Annotated in this window: 14 protein-coding genes; all 14 read right to left on the bottom strand. The window is 65.3% G+C overall.

Annotation, left to right across the window (positions count from 1 at the left end; genetic code table 11):
- The gene (locus tag M2165_RS19060) at positions 1 to 1,011 is read right to left on the bottom strand and encodes a sugar ABC transporter substrate-binding protein (protein ID WP_280816151.1); all 1,011 of its coding nucleotides are present in this window, start codon (positions 1,009 to 1,011) and stop codon (positions 1 to 3) included.
- Between the two features lie 208 nt (positions 1,012 to 1,219).
- The gene (locus tag M2165_RS19055) at positions 1,220 to 1,555 is read right to left on the bottom strand and encodes a hypothetical protein (protein WP_280816150.1); all 336 of its coding nucleotides are present in this window, start codon (positions 1,553 to 1,555) and stop codon (positions 1,220 to 1,222) included.
- Positions 1,556 to 1,632: 77 nt separating this feature from the next.
- Complete coding sequence (locus tag M2165_RS19050; protein WP_280816149.1) at positions 1,633 to 2,001, bottom strand: hypothetical protein; 369 nt, start codon at positions 1,999 to 2,001, stop codon at positions 1,633 to 1,635.
- Between the two features lie 169 nt (positions 2,002 to 2,170).
- Positions 2,171 to 2,563 carry a hypothetical protein gene (locus tag M2165_RS19045; RefSeq protein WP_280816148.1) on the bottom strand — a complete coding sequence of 131 codons (393 nt, stop codon included), beginning with the start codon at positions 2,561 to 2,563 and terminating at the stop codon, positions 2,171 to 2,173.
- A 152-nt stretch (positions 2,564 to 2,715) separates the two neighbouring features.
- Positions 2,716 to 2,976, bottom strand: a complete 261-nt coding sequence (locus M2165_RS19040; RefSeq protein WP_280816147.1) for a hypothetical protein — start codon at positions 2,974 to 2,976, stop codon at positions 2,716 to 2,718.
- Between the two features lie 100 nt (positions 2,977 to 3,076).
- Complete coding sequence (locus tag M2165_RS19035; protein WP_280816146.1) at positions 3,077 to 3,559, bottom strand: hypothetical protein; 483 nt, start codon at positions 3,557 to 3,559, stop codon at positions 3,077 to 3,079.
- Positions 3,560 to 3,595: 36 nt separating this feature from the next.
- The gene (locus tag M2165_RS19030) at positions 3,596 to 4,096 is read right to left on the bottom strand and encodes a hypothetical protein (RefSeq protein ID WP_280816145.1); all 501 of its coding nucleotides are present in this window, start codon (positions 4,094 to 4,096) and stop codon (positions 3,596 to 3,598) included.
- Positions 4,097 to 4,385: 289 nt separating this feature from the next.
- Entirely contained in the window at positions 4,386 to 4,745 is a 360-nt protein-coding gene (locus M2165_RS19025; protein WP_280816144.1) for a hypothetical protein, read from the bottom strand.
- A 47-nt stretch (positions 4,746 to 4,792) separates the two neighbouring features.
- On the bottom strand, positions 4,793 to 5,113 hold the full coding sequence (locus tag M2165_RS19020; RefSeq protein WP_280816143.1) for a hypothetical protein: 321 nt from the start codon (positions 5,111 to 5,113) through the stop codon (positions 4,793 to 4,795).
- 23 nt (positions 5,114 to 5,136) lie between these two features.
- Positions 5,137 to 5,607: a hypothetical protein gene (locus M2165_RS19015; protein WP_280816142.1), complete on the bottom strand. Its 471-nt coding sequence runs from the start codon at positions 5,605 to 5,607 to the stop codon at positions 5,137 to 5,139.
- Positions 5,604 to 10,313: an RHS repeat-associated core domain-containing protein gene (locus M2165_RS19010; protein WP_280816141.1), complete on the bottom strand. Its 4,710-nt coding sequence runs from the start codon at positions 10,311 to 10,313 to the stop codon at positions 5,604 to 5,606. The genes M2165_RS19015 and M2165_RS19010 overlap by 4 nt, the downstream gene beginning before the upstream one ends.
- Positions 10,314 to 10,331: 18 nt before the next feature.
- On the bottom strand, positions 10,332 to 11,297 hold the full coding sequence (locus M2165_RS19005; protein WP_280816140.1) for a hypothetical protein: 966 nt from the start codon (positions 11,295 to 11,297) through the stop codon (positions 10,332 to 10,334).
- An 83-nt stretch (positions 11,298 to 11,380) separates the two neighbouring features.
- Positions 11,381 to 16,105 carry an RHS repeat-associated core domain-containing protein gene (locus tag M2165_RS19000; protein ID WP_280816139.1) on the bottom strand — a complete coding sequence of 1,575 codons (4,725 nt, stop codon included), beginning with the start codon at positions 16,103 to 16,105 and terminating at the stop codon, positions 11,381 to 11,383.
- Between the two features lie 15 nt (positions 16,106 to 16,120).
- A complete protein-coding gene (locus M2165_RS18995; protein WP_280816138.1) occupies positions 16,121 to 16,615 on the bottom strand; it encodes a pentapeptide repeat-containing protein in 495 nt (164 codons plus the stop codon).
- Positions 16,616 to 16,623 lie beyond the last annotated feature (8 nt).

Here is a 16,623-nt window from a genome sequence, read left to right as displayed (position 1 = left end):
CTACTTCTTGCCCCAGCAGAGCTCGGCACCGGTCTTGGTGTCCTTGCTCTCGACCCCCGGCACGCTCTTGCCCGCGATCAGCGTCACGCCGGTGTCGACGTAGCCCGAGGCCTTCTTGCCCGTCTTCGCGAACTCCACGCCCGCGGCCACGCCCATCGCCGCCATCTTGAGCGGGTACTGCTGCGAGGTCGCGGCGATGATGCCGGCGTTGGTGTCCTTGATGCCCTGGCAGCCGCCGTCGACCGAGACGATCAGCACGCCCTTCTCCTTGCCCGCGCGCTTGAGCGCGTTGTAGGCACCCGCCGCCGCGGGCTCGTTGATCGTGTAGACCAGGTTCACCTCGGGGGCGCGCTGCAGGCAGTTCTCCATCGCCGTCTGCGCCTTGGCCTGGTCGCCGTAGCTGTCGGCCATGCAGACGATCTCGGGCGCCTTCGACAGCTCGTTCGACTTCGCGTCGTTGGCCGGCAGGCCGAAGCCCTTCATGAAGCCGTTGTGGCGCTGCGCGCCCACCGGATGGCCCGGCAGCAGGTCGAGCGCGACGATCTTCGCGGGCTTGCCCGCCATCGCGGCCTTGGCGTATTCGCCGATCAGCACCCCGGCCGTGTAGTTGTTGGTGGCGAACAGCGCATCGGTCGCATCCGGCGGATCGGCCGGGCTGTCGAGCGCGATCACCATCACGCCGCGGTCGCGCGCCTTCTTGATCGCCGGCACGATCGCCTTCGCGTCGCTCGGCGTGATCAGGATCGTCTTCGCGCCGGCCGCGATCATGTTCTCCATCGCCGTGATCTGGCCCGCGTTGTCGCCGTCGGCCTTGCCCGCGCCCGAGAGCAGCTTGGCGCCGAGCTTCTTCGCCTCTTCCTGCGCGCCCTCCTTCATCTTCACGAAGAAGGGATTGGTCTCGGTCTTCGTGACCAGGCCGATGACCGGCTGATCGGCCGCGAGTGCGGCCGTGGTCGACACGGCAATCAGGGAAGCGGCCGCCATGGCCAGGATGGAGCGGGAGCTGAGCATCGTTTGTCTCCTTGCGGCGCGGAGCGCCTGCGGGCGGTTGTGGTGGAACCGGCGCTCGGGCGGCAGGGCTCGAGGTCGGGCGCAGGGAGACTATCGGGGAGCGGGACGACTAAATCAAGTGGATTTAGTTATCGGAAACCCGGAGGGTTGTATCGGGCTGGTGCAGCGACAGCCATGCCACGGCGCGTCCTCCCGACAGGAGTGAGACTTATCGACTGAGGTACTCGCGAAGGATCTCACCGGTGGACACGGAGGCGATGTAGACGATCGACCGGCCGCCGCGCCCGGCATTGCCCAGGCCTTTGGTGCCACGCGGCAGCTTGGCGGAGAAGGCAATTTCGATCGTGTTCTCGCCGTTGTCTTCGTCTGCCTCTTGCGTCTTGCGTTCGCTGATGTGGATTTCGAAGTGCTTCGGATCCTGCCCGGTGGCGGCGAACCTTGCATAGGCTTGGCCGAGCGCCGCGACAAGAGGTGGGTTCAGTTGGAGGCGGTCGCCAGGGGGCTCGATCTCGAAGAGTGCGGTGACCGGAGGCTGGATGTTCATGTGCTGGCTCAACTCCTATTCTTCTCCGAAGACTGCGAAGGGAAAGCGCCCGCCGGTGACACTGAAAACCCCAAAAGTCATTCATGCCGGACCGCCTTGCTTCGTGCCATCCCACGCTTGACGCGATCAGATGATTTCAGCCTGAACATGGCAACGCGTGCCACGTCCTCATCGCTGCCCAAGGCGAGCTTTTTCACGCTGTCGATCGGCGACTTGGCATTGGCCGCAATCTTCTTTCGGACGAGTGAGCTCGGATCATCGGACAAGGACCTCAGAAGATCTTCCGGAAGACGTCGCTTGTCCGCCCATGTCGCGCGCACGGCCTCGTTTCCGTGTTGGCACAGCAATCTCATCACCTCCGGCGGGATCGTCCGGTTTTGGGCGACATCCATATGATGAGACCGGTAGCTGGATATCACGTCTTCCCAAACACTCGAACGCTTCATCGCAGAGTGACCTCGCTGAATCCTCCGGATCTTCGGAAGCGCAAAGGGCGAGGAATTCGTTTGTCGAAGAGATCATGCAGAGTTTGAATCTCGGGCGTGCGGCTCAGCCCTGCCAGGCCTCCGAACTGAGCACGTTCAAATGGATCCATTTCCAATGGTGTCTACGCGCTTATCGTTGCAGATTGAACCGAGCAACCCTGGCCACGTCCTCGTCCGAATCACGGCTCAATTTCTCCAGGACTTCGCGTGGTGCCTTTTTGTTCGCTGCGACCTGTTGCCTGACGACAGCGTCATCGTCCTGCGACAGCCGGTGGAAAAGAGTCGGAGACAAGGACCTTTTCATGGCGACGAAGACTCGGACGTCGGCGCCGAATGCACAAAGGTCCGCCAGGATCTCGAGAGGCACGGTCTTGTTGTGCGCCACCCATTTCCTCCAGGAAGGGTATCCGGCAATCACGTCACGCCACACGGACACCGGTGCTTCTTCCAGCGCCGCGCGCTCGTAGTCAGCCTTGTGCTCGCTGGATCGGAGACGTACAAATTCTTCTGCCGAATAGATCATGTGCTTGTCTGGCGGATCAGGACTGAAGCGTCGTCATAGGGGCGTAACGCGCTCACCCGTGAGCACCGCACGATGCTTTGGCGTCACATGCTTCGTGGCGGAGAGCACTTCGAACTTCTGCACGCACTGTCTTTCAAATCTCGGGCTGAAGCTCAGCCCTTGCTCATACCTTCAAGATATCCGATCAGCATTGAAATGATCTCCTCTTGCGCGATGAAAAACTCGTCGCCGGCATCCATACCTGACACCTCATCGATGATTCTGTTCAACTCTTCGTCATTGAATCTATATATTTTCTCATCCAATTTTTGAGCGTAGAAGTATTTGGCGCACTTCATCGGATCGAAGGGCTTTTCTCGCGCATACTCGAGAAGATGAGAGACAAGATCTTTTTTGTCGCCGTACGTGTTCATGGGCGCCTGCAATTACATTGACGGTGATCAGCCGGCGCGGCGATGCTCCAGCAATTTGTCTTTTTCGTTGACGACACTGCTTCTTGCACTTGGCCTACGTCTACCATACGGTAGTTTTGCAGATTTCTTCGTCTGTGCCCTCAATTTCCGGATTTCCGGCGTAAACATCCAAAACCACACCGTGCTTGAGATCTTCGGAGGCCAGAGCGAGGTAATCAAACGTGTCGAACTTGACCTTTACCAAATTCAGCAGAAAAGGCAACATCCTAGACTCCACCTTGATTGCAGGGTATTTCGCGTAGACAAATCCAACCTGAGGAGACAGACCTGGGAGCAAGAGGATGCATTTTCCATTTTGATTTTTAGCAAAATCAACAAGGCCATCAAACGATTGCGCGACCCCTCGCGTCACATCCCCGCCTCTCGAATCGGTGATTTGTTTGATTTCATCAAGGAGCATCGAGGAATCCGGAAACTGGATCAACTCAAAATCGAAGCTCGAATCTGGGAACAATCTTTCAAAGCTCAGCCTTTGAAGAAGCGCAAGCCTCTTTTCCTGTGCTTTTGTGAGTTCGGGCATCATTTTTGTGAGGCATTGGCGGCGTCGAGGCGAAAAGTCTCATCGCTCAAGTGGAGGCAGGCGGGCGTCTGACGGAACGGGGGCCGAAGATTCGATCAGTTCCCAGGCGTTGGGCGCGGTGGCGACTTTTCTCAAGCGCCCCTGCGATTCCAGAGCCCTCAAACCTTGTTCGAATCTGGCATGCAGATCTTGAACGCCGTGCGCGGTTCCGGGCAGCGCGGCGAGAAAATATTCGGCGAGTCGATGTGCGTCAATGATCCGGCAGGAGTTCTTGAAATGGTTGTGCACATCGATCACGCACCCCCACGAAGCGGAGAAGCGGTATCCGAGTCCATGCTTCGTGTAAGTCCAGCGCTCGCCTCGGACGGCCAAGGTTCCGGTCTTGGGAAAATCCAGCAGCCATTGGAAGTCGACGGCATGAGGGTGCTGATCGAAGAACGCGTCCAGCAGTTCTCGCTGCCATGCTTCGACCTCGAGAGCGATGGCTAGGATCTCGCCGGGATCAGGCGGACGCGGCTGCGAGATGAAAGAGTTGCGCATGCGAATCTAGGACGTCCGACCCGAAATACGAACGGACGTATGCATCATGTGCGCGTAAGGCACCTGCCGATCAATGAGCAACTCCTCGATGGCATCGAGTGCTCTTTCCTCTTCCTCTTCCTCTTCCGGGGTATACGGTCCAGTCATTTTTCCGCTCCATCACAGCCCCCCCGACTGTGTACGCGGCAGGACGAGCAATAGGGAAGTAGCTTTTCCCACCGTTCCTTCATGTCCTCACGTGGCCCACGCATAAACGTCGGGAGCCTCGCAGTTTTTGGCGGCGGAGAAACTACTCGCGCACGTCAACGCCATGTGGCCCGGCGCTCTTGACCAACTCCACGTCCGGGCCGAAGTCTCTGTGCGATGGTTCATGGCCTGATAGCTTTTCGTAAAGGGCGCACAAGTAGCCACGCTTGTCCTCGATTTCATCAAGGTCCAAAGCTTGCGGTACGACCCAACCCCAGAGCTTCTCGATCTGACCAGACGACCAGATGTACTCCAGAGCTGCCAGCGCTCTTTGCTTGCTCAATGGGCCGAAGTTATCGAAGTCCGCCTTCATTGCGTTGAACAGCTCGGCGCGAGAACGATCTTCGTTGATGTGGAACTCGTCGAGTTCGTTATCGCTCATGGCGAGCAGGTAGTGATACATCTTGTGGATGCAACGAGGAAATATTTGCTGTGTCATGGGTTGCAAACTCAACGGCAATCACAGTCACCGCCCGCTCCAACCTCGACGATCGTGTGAAGGCAACAGGAGCAAACCGGCTGCAAGGTGCCGAGCACAGTATCGAAGACTTCCGCGTCGTCGGTGCCCAAGTTGCCGTCTTTCAATTCCGTTTCCGGCAATGGGAGTTCCGAATCCAGGGCGGCCAGAGGAAAACTCACGCCGTCCCAGTTCAGGTCAAGAAGTACCACTCTCTCGGGCCCCGCGCCGCCTTCGGCGACCCGTTCGCTGACAGCTGCCGTTGTGAGCTCCGCTTCTCGCCACCCGTGCTGCGCGCAGTTGATCATCGGCATGGTCAGTCGTTCCGCAGCCAGCTCTAGAGGTTAAAGCAGGAGCGGACATATGCTAAAAATTCCACTCCAATTTCTGAATCCACTCGCTTTAGCAGAAGAAGGTAGAGCGGGACAGGAGTTGGACTTTCTTTTTCGTCCGGATTCCACCCGGAATCCTCATAGAAGCAGCAGACGGCACAGCGAGCTAGCGCCGACAAGAGCGGCTGCTCCTTCTCCGCGGCCTGTACGAGGGACCATAGTTCCCTCCGCCCTGGCTTTCGGAGTTCCGTGCCATCGGGAAGTTCGAAGGTCTCATTCACCTTGCGAAGATGCTCCGCAACGAGCGTCAAATCCGTCGACGAAATCGAGGTGTCAAAGCGTCCTGCAGAGATGCAGTCCAGCAGGAACCCCGCGTACATCTTCATCATCTGCGCATAAGACACCTGCTGATCGACGAGCAGCTCCTCGATGGCATCGAGTGCTCTTTCCTCTTCCGGGGTATACGGTCCAGTCATTTTTTCGCCCCATCACAGACCCCCAACCGCCCCATGACGACACTGCAGGACGAGCAATAGGGAAGTCGCTTTCCATCGTTCCTCAAGGTAGTCGACGTGCCCCCCTGAACAACGTCGCGAAGCTCATCCACGCTAGTGACATTGCGTGAATGAGCAATCGCGCTCAACGCATCCGGTTCGCCGCACCAAGGGTGCTGTTCAGATCGTTGGTCAATCGAGACATCGTCATACATTTGCTTTACCACTGGATGGGCCGGCCCATTCCCGCCAGCGCTACCACTGTATCCAACGACCGGTTCCTGAAGTCTTCCTCCCTCGACCGTGGTACGAGCCCCTCGATTATTTGGAGTGATGCCCTTCACGCGGGCAAGACCTAGCGGGTCGATCCATTCGATGGGATTGGAAGCGAATCCATGAAGATTGACGCCGCCAAATAGGCGAATCGGATCGCTCGACACGAACCGCCCCGCCTGCGGGTCGTAATACCGATACCGGTTGTAATGCAGCCCCGTCTCTTCATCGAAGTACTGCCCCTGGAACCGTATCGGATTCCTGAACCCCGCCCGGCGCCCCGCCTCGCTGATGGCCTCCTTCGCCTCGCCCCACGCCTTGTACTGCGCCGACCAGGCCACCTGGCCTATGTGGTCCGTGAGTTCCTGCGGGGTGCCGAGGTGGTCGCACTGGTAGAACGCGATCTGCTTTCGATCGAACGCACGCGGCACGCGTCGCGCCTGGCCGTTCCACAGCGGATCGAGGTCGATGTCGTACACGCCGCCGTTGGCCGCCATCAACGCCTTCACATCCGGCGTTTCGCAAAGCGCCAGCGCGCGCGGCTGGTGCACCTGCAGCAGCGGCACGAAGGAGTCGGGCTCGTGGATGTAGTGCACGCTGGAGCCGTGCTCGCCGCCCTCCTCCTGGGCTGAGCGGCTCTGCGTGGTCTCGAAGGCGAGCACGTCGCCGTCCCAGCCGAACAGGGTCGTCTCGTCGCCCGACTGCTTGAGGATGCGCCGGCCGAGCGGGTCGTAGCCGAAGCGCGTGGTGATGCCGCTTGCATCGGTGGCCGTGCGCATGCGGTTGAAGCCGTCCCATTCGAAGACGGTGCGCCAGCCGTTGCGGACGCGCTCGGTCATGTTGCCGCGCTCGTCGTAGCTGTAGCGGGTTCCGGCGTACTGCCTGAGCAGGTTGTCGAGCAGCTTGTGGGTGGTGGTAGATGCGGCCTTGGCTGCCGCCTCGGGCGGCGCGGGGTCAACGATGTTGCCCGCGGGATCGAAGGCGAACACCTCGCGACCGATGCGGCTGTGAGCTTCGAGCAGGCGCCCCACGGGGTCGTAGCGGTAGCTCAGGTTGCCGCGCCGGCTGTCGCCGATCGCGACGAGCTGACCGGCCTTGTCGTAGCCGTAGCTGCGGCGGATGCCTGCGGCCGTGCCCGCTTCGATGGCGCCGGGCCGGGTGCGGCCGATGCGTTGTTCGAGCAGCCGGCCCGCGGGATCGTAGGCCTGCTGCTGGTTCAGGCCGTTGCGCTGCTCGCGCAGCACCTCGCGGTGCAGGTCGTCGCGCTCGAAGCCGAGCACGTCCTCGCCGTCGATCAGCAGCCCATGCACATGGCCCGAGCCGTAGGTCAGCCATTGCGTGGTGTGACCGTCGGGCCGGATGGTGGCGATGCGCTGGTTGAGCTCGTCGTAGCGGTGCTGCCACACGGCCGTGCGGCCGTTCGCGAGGTAGTGGTGGTGTTCGCGCGTGAGGTTGCCTGCCGCGTCGTGGAACCAATGCAGCCGCGCGTCGCCGTTGACGGCCTCGATCATGCGGCCGTTGCGGTCGTAGGCGAAGCGCTCCGACTGCGCGCCGGCGCGGCGTTCGCGCAGGCGCCCGAGCGGGTCGAATTCCAGCGCGGTGCGATGGCCCGCCTCGACCACTTCGGCGAGCACGCCGGTGGCGGGGTCGTGGACGTAGGCGGTGGTCTTGCGGTCGAAGCCGGTCTCCTCGAGCAGCCGGCCGACCGGGTCGTAGCGGAAGTCGTAGCGCGCGCCGTTCTCGTTGTGCAGTTCGCTGAGCCGGCCGAGCAGGTCCCAGTGGTAGCGCAGCGAACGGCCGGCCGCGTCGGTGCGGCTCGCGATGAGGCCGGCGCGCGTGTAGCCGTAGCGCGTGGTGCGCTCCAGCGCATCGGTGTGCGCGAGCAGGCGGCCTTCGGCGTCGTGCACGAAGCGCTCGCTGGTCTGGTCGGGCAGCACGATGCGTTCGAGCTGGCCCGCGGCATAACGGTAGTGCGTGGCGTTGCCGGCGGCATCGATGGCCTTCGCGAGCAGGCCGCGCGCATCGTATTCCCAGCGGCTGGTCTTGCCCGAGCAGTCGGTGTAGCTCAGCAACTGGCCCGAAGGCGCATAGGCAAGCTGCTTGACGCCGCCCTTGGCATCGGTGATGCGCACCGGCCGCCCGGCCTTGTCGTAGGTGTATTCGGTCTTGTGGCCCAGCGGATCGATCTCTTCGACCAGGTGGCCCTCGGCGTCGTAATCGCGCTTCCACACGCTACCCTCGCCGTCGCGGATGCCGGTGATGCGGTGCCTGGCGTCATACTCGAAGTGCACCCGGCTGCCGTCGGGCCGCGTGTGCACCTGCAGGTTGCCGTCGGCGTCGTAGCGGTAGTCGTCGGTGCTGCCGTCGGTGTGGATGTGGCGCGTGATGTTCTTCGCTTCATCACGGAAGAACCATTCCTCGAGCTTGTCGGGGTGGATGATGCGGTAGGTGTAGCCGTCGATGTCGTAGTAGTACCAGGTCTCGCCGCCGAGCGCGTCGGTGACGTAGGTCAGGCGGATGTTGCGGTCCCATTCGAGCTTCAGGGCAAAGCTGCCGTCGTCGCTCCACTCGCGCACGGCCTTGGCATCGGCGCCGGTGCCGTCGTATTCGAGGTTCATGCCGCGGCCGGTGCGGTCGGTGTAGCGGGTGATGAGGTGGTGGCTGTAGCTGTAGCGCCAGCTCGCGCCGTCCTCGTCGCGCGCTTCGACGAGGTCGCGTTCGGCGTCATGCGTGTACGCGGCAAGCTGCCGCACGACCTGTCCGTCCTTGAGCTCCCAGAGCGACTCGATCAGGCCGGTCTTCGCATCGGGCCGCGTGCCCACGTGCGCCATCACCTGCTCGCCCTGCTTGCTGATGATGTCGCTGAGTACGCGCTCGCCGGTCGCAGCGATCACGTGGTCGTAGCGCAAGCCCACCGAGAGGCCGTCGCGCGCCTGCTGCGCCACCAGGCGGTAGTGCGAGCCGTCTTCCGCTTGCTCGTACAGCTCGCGCCAGTCGCCCTGCTCGCCGAAGGGCAGCGGCTTGCCGAAATCGAGCGCGAGCAGGCCGTCGGCGAGGCGCGTGATCGTGATCTCCTCGACCGCGTCGCGGTGCGCCTGCCCCGGCTTGAGCAGCGGCCAGGCCAGGCTGCGTCCGTCGCTCGCGCGGTAGACCAGGCTCTCGCGGCCCTGGCGCGCGCCCCTGGCGGGCGTGGCGATGTCCACGCGCGTGGTGTAGGCGCTGATCCAGCGCGCGCCGAGGCAGCCGCGGTCGAGGGCATCGAGCTGGCTGCGGTAGGTGCGCGCCCATTCGATCGGCAGCGGCGCCGCCAGCACGAAGTCGGTGTGCGTGAAGCTCTCGGCCCCGGTCGCCAAGCCGATCGCGCCGCCCACCGCGCAGGGTGCGCAGTTCTTTCCACCCGGATCGTTGTTGGCGGGCGCCTGCTTGTTGATGTGACCGAGCTGGCCGCCGGGCCGATCCTGCTCGGCCACCGCCCCCTTGGCCGGCGGCACGATCGCCGCGCGCTGCCCCTTCTTGCGCTTGATCGCATCCAAGAGCTTGTGCAGCAACCACATGATGCTGGCCTGCGCCTCCTTGTCGGCCAGCTTCACGAGCTGGTTGCGGAAGCTGGACTTGAAATTCGTCAGGCTGCCGATCACGCCCTCGACCTGCGTGACCATGGCCTCCGGCAACCGCCCCGCGGCAGCCTTCGCCACGTAGTTGGCCGACTGTTTGGAATAGCGCACCGCGCTGCCCCACATGCGGTTCCAGGTGCTCTGCGTCTTCGGGTCGTAGACCTTGTTCTCGGGCGCGGGCGCGGGCGCGCTGCCGACGCTGAACAGGTCCTTGCGGCCGAGCACACGCTGCAGGATGTCGACGAGGTTGTCGACGATGTCGTCGGCCAGGTCGGCGCAGGCCTTGAGCATCTCCCCGAGCTTGGCGATCGCCTTGTCGATGAAGGTCTCGAGTTCGCCGACGATGGTGGCGTTCAGGTGGCCGACCAGCGTCACGACGATGGCTTCGCCGAGGTTCGACGCCGCGCTCTTGAGCTGCTGGCGCACCAGGTGCAGCGTGGGCCGAAGGCTCATGCGCGCCGCGGCCATGGTCGGCGGCGCGGGGATCAGGCCGATCAGGTTGATGCCGAGGCTGACCCAGTCGAGGAACTGGCCGACGCTGTCCTTGGCCTTCTTCTCGACGATATGGATGATGTCGAGGAACACGTCGACCAGCGCCATGATGTTGCCGACGATCGGCAGGCTGCCGAGCACCATCGTGAGCCGCTCGAGCGTGACGTAGCCACCGGTGAACGAGCGCAGCCAGTCGTCGACCGCCTTGCTCGCGGCGGCGATGTCCTCCTCGCCGATGGTGTTGAGCGGCGCGACGGCGGTCTGCGGCTCACGTTCGGCGGGTGTGTTCTTCTCTTCCGTCCCTGCCATCGTTCGTCTCTTCTTCTCTTACCGGCCCGGCTGCCCCGGCGCGCCGCTGCGCAGGGCCTCGATGCGCTGCAGCAGCCGGCCCGCGTCGGCATCGCCGTTCTTGCGGGCTTCCGCGGCCCAGCGCGCGGCTTCGGCGAGCGCGTTGCCATCGAGCTGCAGCACGGTCGCGAGGTCGTACTGCGCGGTCGCCTGTCCGCCCTCTGCAGCCCGAACCAGCCAGCGCCGCCCGCGCACGCGGCCGTCCTGGTGCACGAAGTGGTAGTACTTCGAAAGACGGAACGCGGCCTCGGCATCGCCGGCCTCGGCCTTCGCGACCAGCGCGGCCTCCTGGTCGGGCGTGAGCGCGGGCGACTGCAGCGCCTCGATCTCGCGCAGCAGCCGGGCGGCATCCGCGTCGCCATTCCGGCGGGCCTCGGCGGCCCAGTGCGCGGCCTGGGCGAGGTCCTTGCCGTTGCGGTAGAGGTCGACCGCCAGTTCGTACTGCGCCGCCGGCTGACCGCCCTCGGCCGCCAGCTTGCGCCAGCGTCGTTCCGCGCCGCGGTCCTGCAGCACGTAGTTGAAATAGCGCGAGAGGCGGAACGCGGCCCCGGCATCGCCGGCCTGGGCCTTGGCCGCCAGCTCGGCCTGCGCCTCGGGCGTGAGCATGGCCGCGCGCGCGGCCTCGATCTCCACCAGCAGCCGTTCGGCCCCCGGGTCGCCGCCCTTGCGGGCCTCGGCGGCCCAGTGCGCAGCGCCGGCCAGGTCCTTGCCGTCCCGGCTCAGGTCCACAGCCAGGTTGTGCTGCGCCGTCCGGTGCCCGAGCCGCGCCGCGACCAGCAGCCAGCGCTCGCGCTGAGCTTCGTTGTTCTGCGTGAAGGTGTGGTACTGCACGAGCCGGAAGGCTGCCTCCGCATCGCCGGCTTCGGCCTTCTTCTCGAGTTCGGCGCGCTCTTGCTCGCCGAGCGAGTAGATCTGCCCGCTCGAGGTGGGTGTGTCCTTGTCCATCGAATGTGTCTCCGTCGCGTGAGAGAGAAAAAAGCCCAGCGCGAGCAGCGCCGGCACCGCGCGCAAAGGGTGGCGGACTCGCATCATGGCTCGGGCCTGAAAGTGCGCCATCGGCCGAGGTCCGAGGTGTCCATCTTCCGGTCGGCCGTCATGCCCGCGGGCTGAACCCGGCCGTCGGGCCAGATCCAGAGGAACTTGTCGGGCGCGCTGACGGGCGCGTCGAGCTCGTTCGCGAGGTGCTGCGCGAACGGCGCATCGCCCTTCCCCGTCTCGCAGGACATCAGCACCACATGCTGCCCGTCCCTGTACGACGGATGGGCGCGGATCTGCTCCGCCAGTTCGGCCGGCCGCACGGTCTGCCGCGAAGCGTTCTGCATGATCGACGCGTTGCCGTGGCCGCCCACCGTGAAGCTGCCCGGCGGGTTGGGGATGTTGTCGCCCGAGGCCCGGATCGCCTCGTCGTGCGGGAACATGTTGATGTCCACCAGCCCGAGCGGGTCGATGCCGCGCACCGGGTTGTTGCCCACGTACACGTGCAGGTTGCGCCCGCCCGCGAGCCCCAGCGGATCGCGCGAGACGTAGCGGCCGCTCGCGGGGTCGTAGTAGCGGTGGCGGTTGTAGTGCAGGCCGGTCTCGGCGTCGAAGTACTGGCCCTGGAAGCGGATCGGGTTCGCGAAGCCCGCGCGGCGCCCCGCCTCGCTGATGGCTTCGCGCGCCTCGCCCCAGGCCTTGTACCGCGCGGACCAGGCCAGGCGGCCTTCATGGTCGGTGAGCTCGCGCGGCGTGCCGAGGTGGTCGCAGTGGTAGAAGGCGATCTCGTCGGGCGTGAAGCGCAACGGCGCGGGCTGCGCCTCGCCGTTCCACAGCGGGTCCTGCGCGATGTCGTAGACGCCGCCGTTGGCCGCCATCAGCGCCTTCACGTCGGTGGTCCTGCCGAGCGTGACGGCATGGGCCTGGCGCACCTGCAGCAGCGGCGTGAAGGCATCGCGCTCGTGAACGTAGTGCACGCTGAAGCCGCGGCCTTCCTGCTCCTGCTCGCCGGCCAGGCTCTGCGTGCTCTCGAAGGCCAGCGTGTTGCCGTCCCAGCCGAACAGCGTCACGCGGTCGTGCGCGCGCTTGGCGATGCGCCGGCCCATCGGGTCGTAGCTGTAGCGAACGCCGGTGCCGTCCTCGTCGGTGGCCGCGGTCATGCGGTCGAAGCCGTCCCAGGCGAAGGTGGTCCTGCGCCCGTTGTGGACGCGCTCGACCATCCGGCCGTGCTCGTCGTAGCGGTAGCGGGTGCCGGCGTACTGCTTGAGCAGGTTGTCGAGCAGCTTGTGGACCGCGCCCTGACGCAACGCCGGTTCGGCCTGCGCGGGGTCGACGATGTTGCCCGCAGGATCGAAGGCGAACACCTCGCGCCCGAGCCGGCTCGAGGCCTCGACGAGCCGGCCCACCGGGTCGTAGCGGAAGCTGAAGTTGCCCTGCCGGCTGTCGCCGATGCCGACCAGCTGCCCGGTGCGGTCGTAGCTGTAGCTGCGGCGCAGCTCGAACGCCTCGATGGCGCCCGGGCGGGTCTGCGAGATCGCCTGTTCACGCAGGCGCCCGCCCTCGTCGTAGCGCAGGCGCTGGCTCAGGCCGTTGCGCTGCTCGCGCAGCACCTCGCGGTGCAGGTCGTCGCGCTCGAAGCCGAGCACGTCCTCGCCGTCGATCAGCAGCCCATGCACATGGCCCGAACCGTAGGTCAGCCATTGCGTGGTGTGGCCGTCGGGGCGGATGGTGGCGATGCGCTGGTTGAGCTCGTCGTAGCGGTGCTGCCAGACGGCCGTGCGGCCGTTCGCGAGGTAGTGGTGGTGTTCGCGCGTGAGATTGCCCGCCGCGTCGTAGAACCACTGCAGCCGTGCATCGCCGTTGACGGCCTCGATCATTCGGCCGTTGCGGTCGTAGGCGAAGCGCTCGGCCTGCGCGCCGGCCGCGCGCTCGACCATCCGGCCCATCGCGTCGCTCTCCATCCGCAGCACGCGTTCGCCCTCGGCGGCTTCGCGCAGCCGGCCCGTGCTTTCGTCGTAGCGGTAGCGGATGGTCTTGCCGTCGAAGCCGGTTTCCTCGAGCAGCCGGCCCGCGGGGTCGTAGCGGAACTCGTAGCGGCTGCCGTTCTCGTTGCGCAGCTCGGTCAGGCGACCCAGCAGGTCCCATTCGTAGCGCAGCGACTGGCCTGCGGCGTCGACGCGGCCCGCCACCAGTCCGGCGCGGTTGAAGCTGTAACGCGTGCGGCGGCCGAGCGCATCGACGTGTGCGAGCAGGCGGCCTTCCGCGTCGTGCACGAAATGCGTGCGCGTCGCATCCGGCCAAGTGATCTCTTCCAGCCGGCCGGGGCTGTTGGCGTCGCCGCGCTGAACGATACCTTCGCCCGAGGCGCTGTAGCGATAGCGCGTGGTCTGGCCCGCAGCGTCGATCTCCTTGACCGTGCGGCCGCGGCTGTCGTATTCCCATCGGCGCGTCTTGCCCGAGCAGTCGGTGTAGCTCGCGAGGCGGCCGGCCGGCGTGTAGCTCAGCAGCTTGGTGCCGCCCTTGGCATCGGTGATGCGCACCGGCCGCCCGGCCTTGTCGTAGGCGTATTCGGTCTTGTGGCCCAGCGGATCGATCTCTTCGACCAGGTGGCCCTCGGCGTCGTAATCGCGCTTCCACACGCCACCCTCGCCGTCGCGGATGCCGGTGATGCGGTGCCTGGCGTCATACTCGAAATGCACCCGGCTACCGTCGGGCCGCGTGTGCACCTGCAGGTTGCCGTCGGCGTCGTAGCGGTAGTCGTCGGTGCTGCCGTCGGTGTGGATGTGGCGCGTGATGTTCTTCGCTTCATCACGGAAGAACCATTCCTCGAGCTTGTCGGGGTGGATGATGCGGTAGGTGTAGCCGTCGATGTCGTAGTAGTACCAGGTCTCGCCGCCGAGCGCGTCGGTGACGTAGGTCAGGCGGATGTTGCGGTCCCATTCGAGCTTCAGGGCAAAGCTGCCGTCGTCGCTCCACTCGCGCACGGCCTTGGCATCGGCGCCGGTGCCGTCGTATTCGAGGTTCATGCCGCGGCCGGTGCGGTCGGTGTAGCGGGTGATGAGGTGGTGGCTGTAGCTGTAGCGCCAGCTCGCGCCGTCCTCGTCGCGCGCTTCGACGAGGTCGCGTTCGGCGTCATGCGTGTACACGGCAAGCTGCCGCACGATCTGGCCGTCCTTGAGCTCCCAGAGCGACTCGATCAGGCCGGTCTTCGCATCGGGCCGCGTGCCCACGTGCGCCATCACCTGCTCGCCCTGCTTGCTGATGATGTCGCTGAGCACGCGCTCGCCGGTCGCAGCGATCACGTGGTCGTAGCGCAGGCCCACCGAGAGGCCGTCGCGCGCCTGCTGCGCCACCAGGCGGTAGTGCGAGCCGTCTTCCGCTTGCTCGTACAGCTCGCGCCAGTCGCCTTGCAGGCCGAAGTCGAGTGCGAGCAGCGTGTCGCCGAGCCGCGTCAGCGTGAAGTCTTCGGCCGCGTCGCGGTGCGATTGGCCGACCGCGAGCCGCGCACAGGCATGGCTGCGGCCATCCGCGGCGCGGTAGACCAGGTCGCCCGCGGGCGTGATGTCGATGCGCGTGGTGTACGGGCCGGTCCAGCGCGCGCCGAGCACGCCGCGGTCATAGGCATCGAACTGGCTGCGGTAGACGCGCGACCAGGTGATCGCGAGCGGCGCGGCGAGTACGAAGTCGGTGTGCACGAAGCTCTCGCTGCCGGTCGCAAGGCTGATCGAGCCGCCGACCGCCGCGCGGGCCGGCTTGTTGCGGCGGCAGTTGGGATCGTTGCGCGCGGGCGCCTGCTTGTTGATGTGGCCGAGCTGGCCGCCGGGCCGATCCTGCTCGGCCACCGCCCCCTTGGCCGGCGGCACGATCGCCGCGCGCTGCCCCTTCTTGCGCTTGATCGCATCCAAGAGCTTGTGCAGCAGCCACATGATGCTGGCCTGCGCCTCCTTGTCGGCCAGCTTCACGAGCTGGTTGCGGAAGCTCGCCTTGAAGTCCAGCATCTGCGCAACCACCGCATTGACCTGCGAGGCTACGCCCGCCGGCAGCTGGCCCGCGGCCTTCTTCGCCACGTAGTTGGCCGACTGCTTGCTGAAGCGCACCGCGCTGCCCCACATGCGGTCCCAGGTGCTCTCGGTCTTCGAGTCGTGCACCCGCGTCTCGGGCGTGGCCGGCGTGCCGACCGCGAACAGATCCTTCTGCCCGAGCACGCGCCGCAGCACGTCCACGAGGTTGTCGATGATGCTGTCCGAGAGCTTGGCGCAGTTCTTCAGCATCTCGTCGAGCTTGGCGATCGCGCCCTCGATGAACTTGTCGAGTTCGCCCACAATGGTTGCGTTCAGGTGCCCCACCAGCGTGACGACGATGGTCTCGCCGAGGTTCGACGCCGCGCTCTTGAGTTGCTGGCGCACCAGGTGCAGCGTGGGCCGCAGGCTCATGCGCGCCGCCGCCATGGTGGGCGGCAGCGGGATCAGCCCGATCAGGTTGATGCCCAGGCTCACCCAGTTGAGGAAGCTCTCGACGCCGTCGCGCGCCTTCTTCTCGACGATGTGGATGATGTCGAGGAACACATCCACCAGCGCCATGATGTTGCCCACGACCGGGATGCTGCCGAGCACCATCGTGAGCCGTTCCAGCGTGACGTAGCCGCCGCTGAACGAGCGCAGCCAGTCGTCGACCGCCTTGCTCGCGGCCGCGATGTCCTCGCCCACGATGGTGTTCAGCGGTGCGACCGCGGTCTGGGGTTCTCGCTCAGCGGGTTTCGAGCCAGCCGTCTCTGCCATTCTTCTTCGTGTCCCTCAATTGATGTTCGCGTTGCGGAACTCGAGCTGCTCGAAGCGGCTGCCCGTGAAGTCCACGCTGCGTCCCTGCAGCCCCTGCGCATGCACCACGGTGCCGCTGCAGTCGAGCACGCCCACGTCGTTCCACTGCCCGCGCTCGAAGCTGATGTCGTCCCAGTGGCAGCGCGTGAAGGTGCTCGCGCTGATGCTCGCGCCGTCGAAGTTCGCGCGGGTGAAGCGGCAGTCGACGAAGGTGCAGCCGCTGACCGCGATCGCGCCGAAGTCGCACTGCGTGAAGCTGCAGCCGGTGAAGCGGCAGCCGGTCCAGCCCGCCTGCCGGAAGCTGGTGCCGGTGAAGCTGCTGCCGCTGAAGCTCGAAACGGCGAACTGCGCGAGCCCGAGGTCGAGCCCGGCGTAGGCGAAGCTGTCGGCCTGCCCCACGAGGCCGGCCGGTGCGCCGCCCGCGCCTTTGCGCCACATGTCGTGGGCGAGGATGATGACCTGGGAACTCATCGCGCCGG

It is taken from the genome of Variovorax sp. TBS-050B (genome assembly GCF_029893635.1).
GTDB lineage: Bacteria > Pseudomonadota > Gammaproteobacteria > Burkholderiales > Burkholderiaceae_C > Variovorax.
Note: the sequence above shows the minus strand (reverse complement) of the source record. Positions and strands in the feature narration are given on the sequence as shown.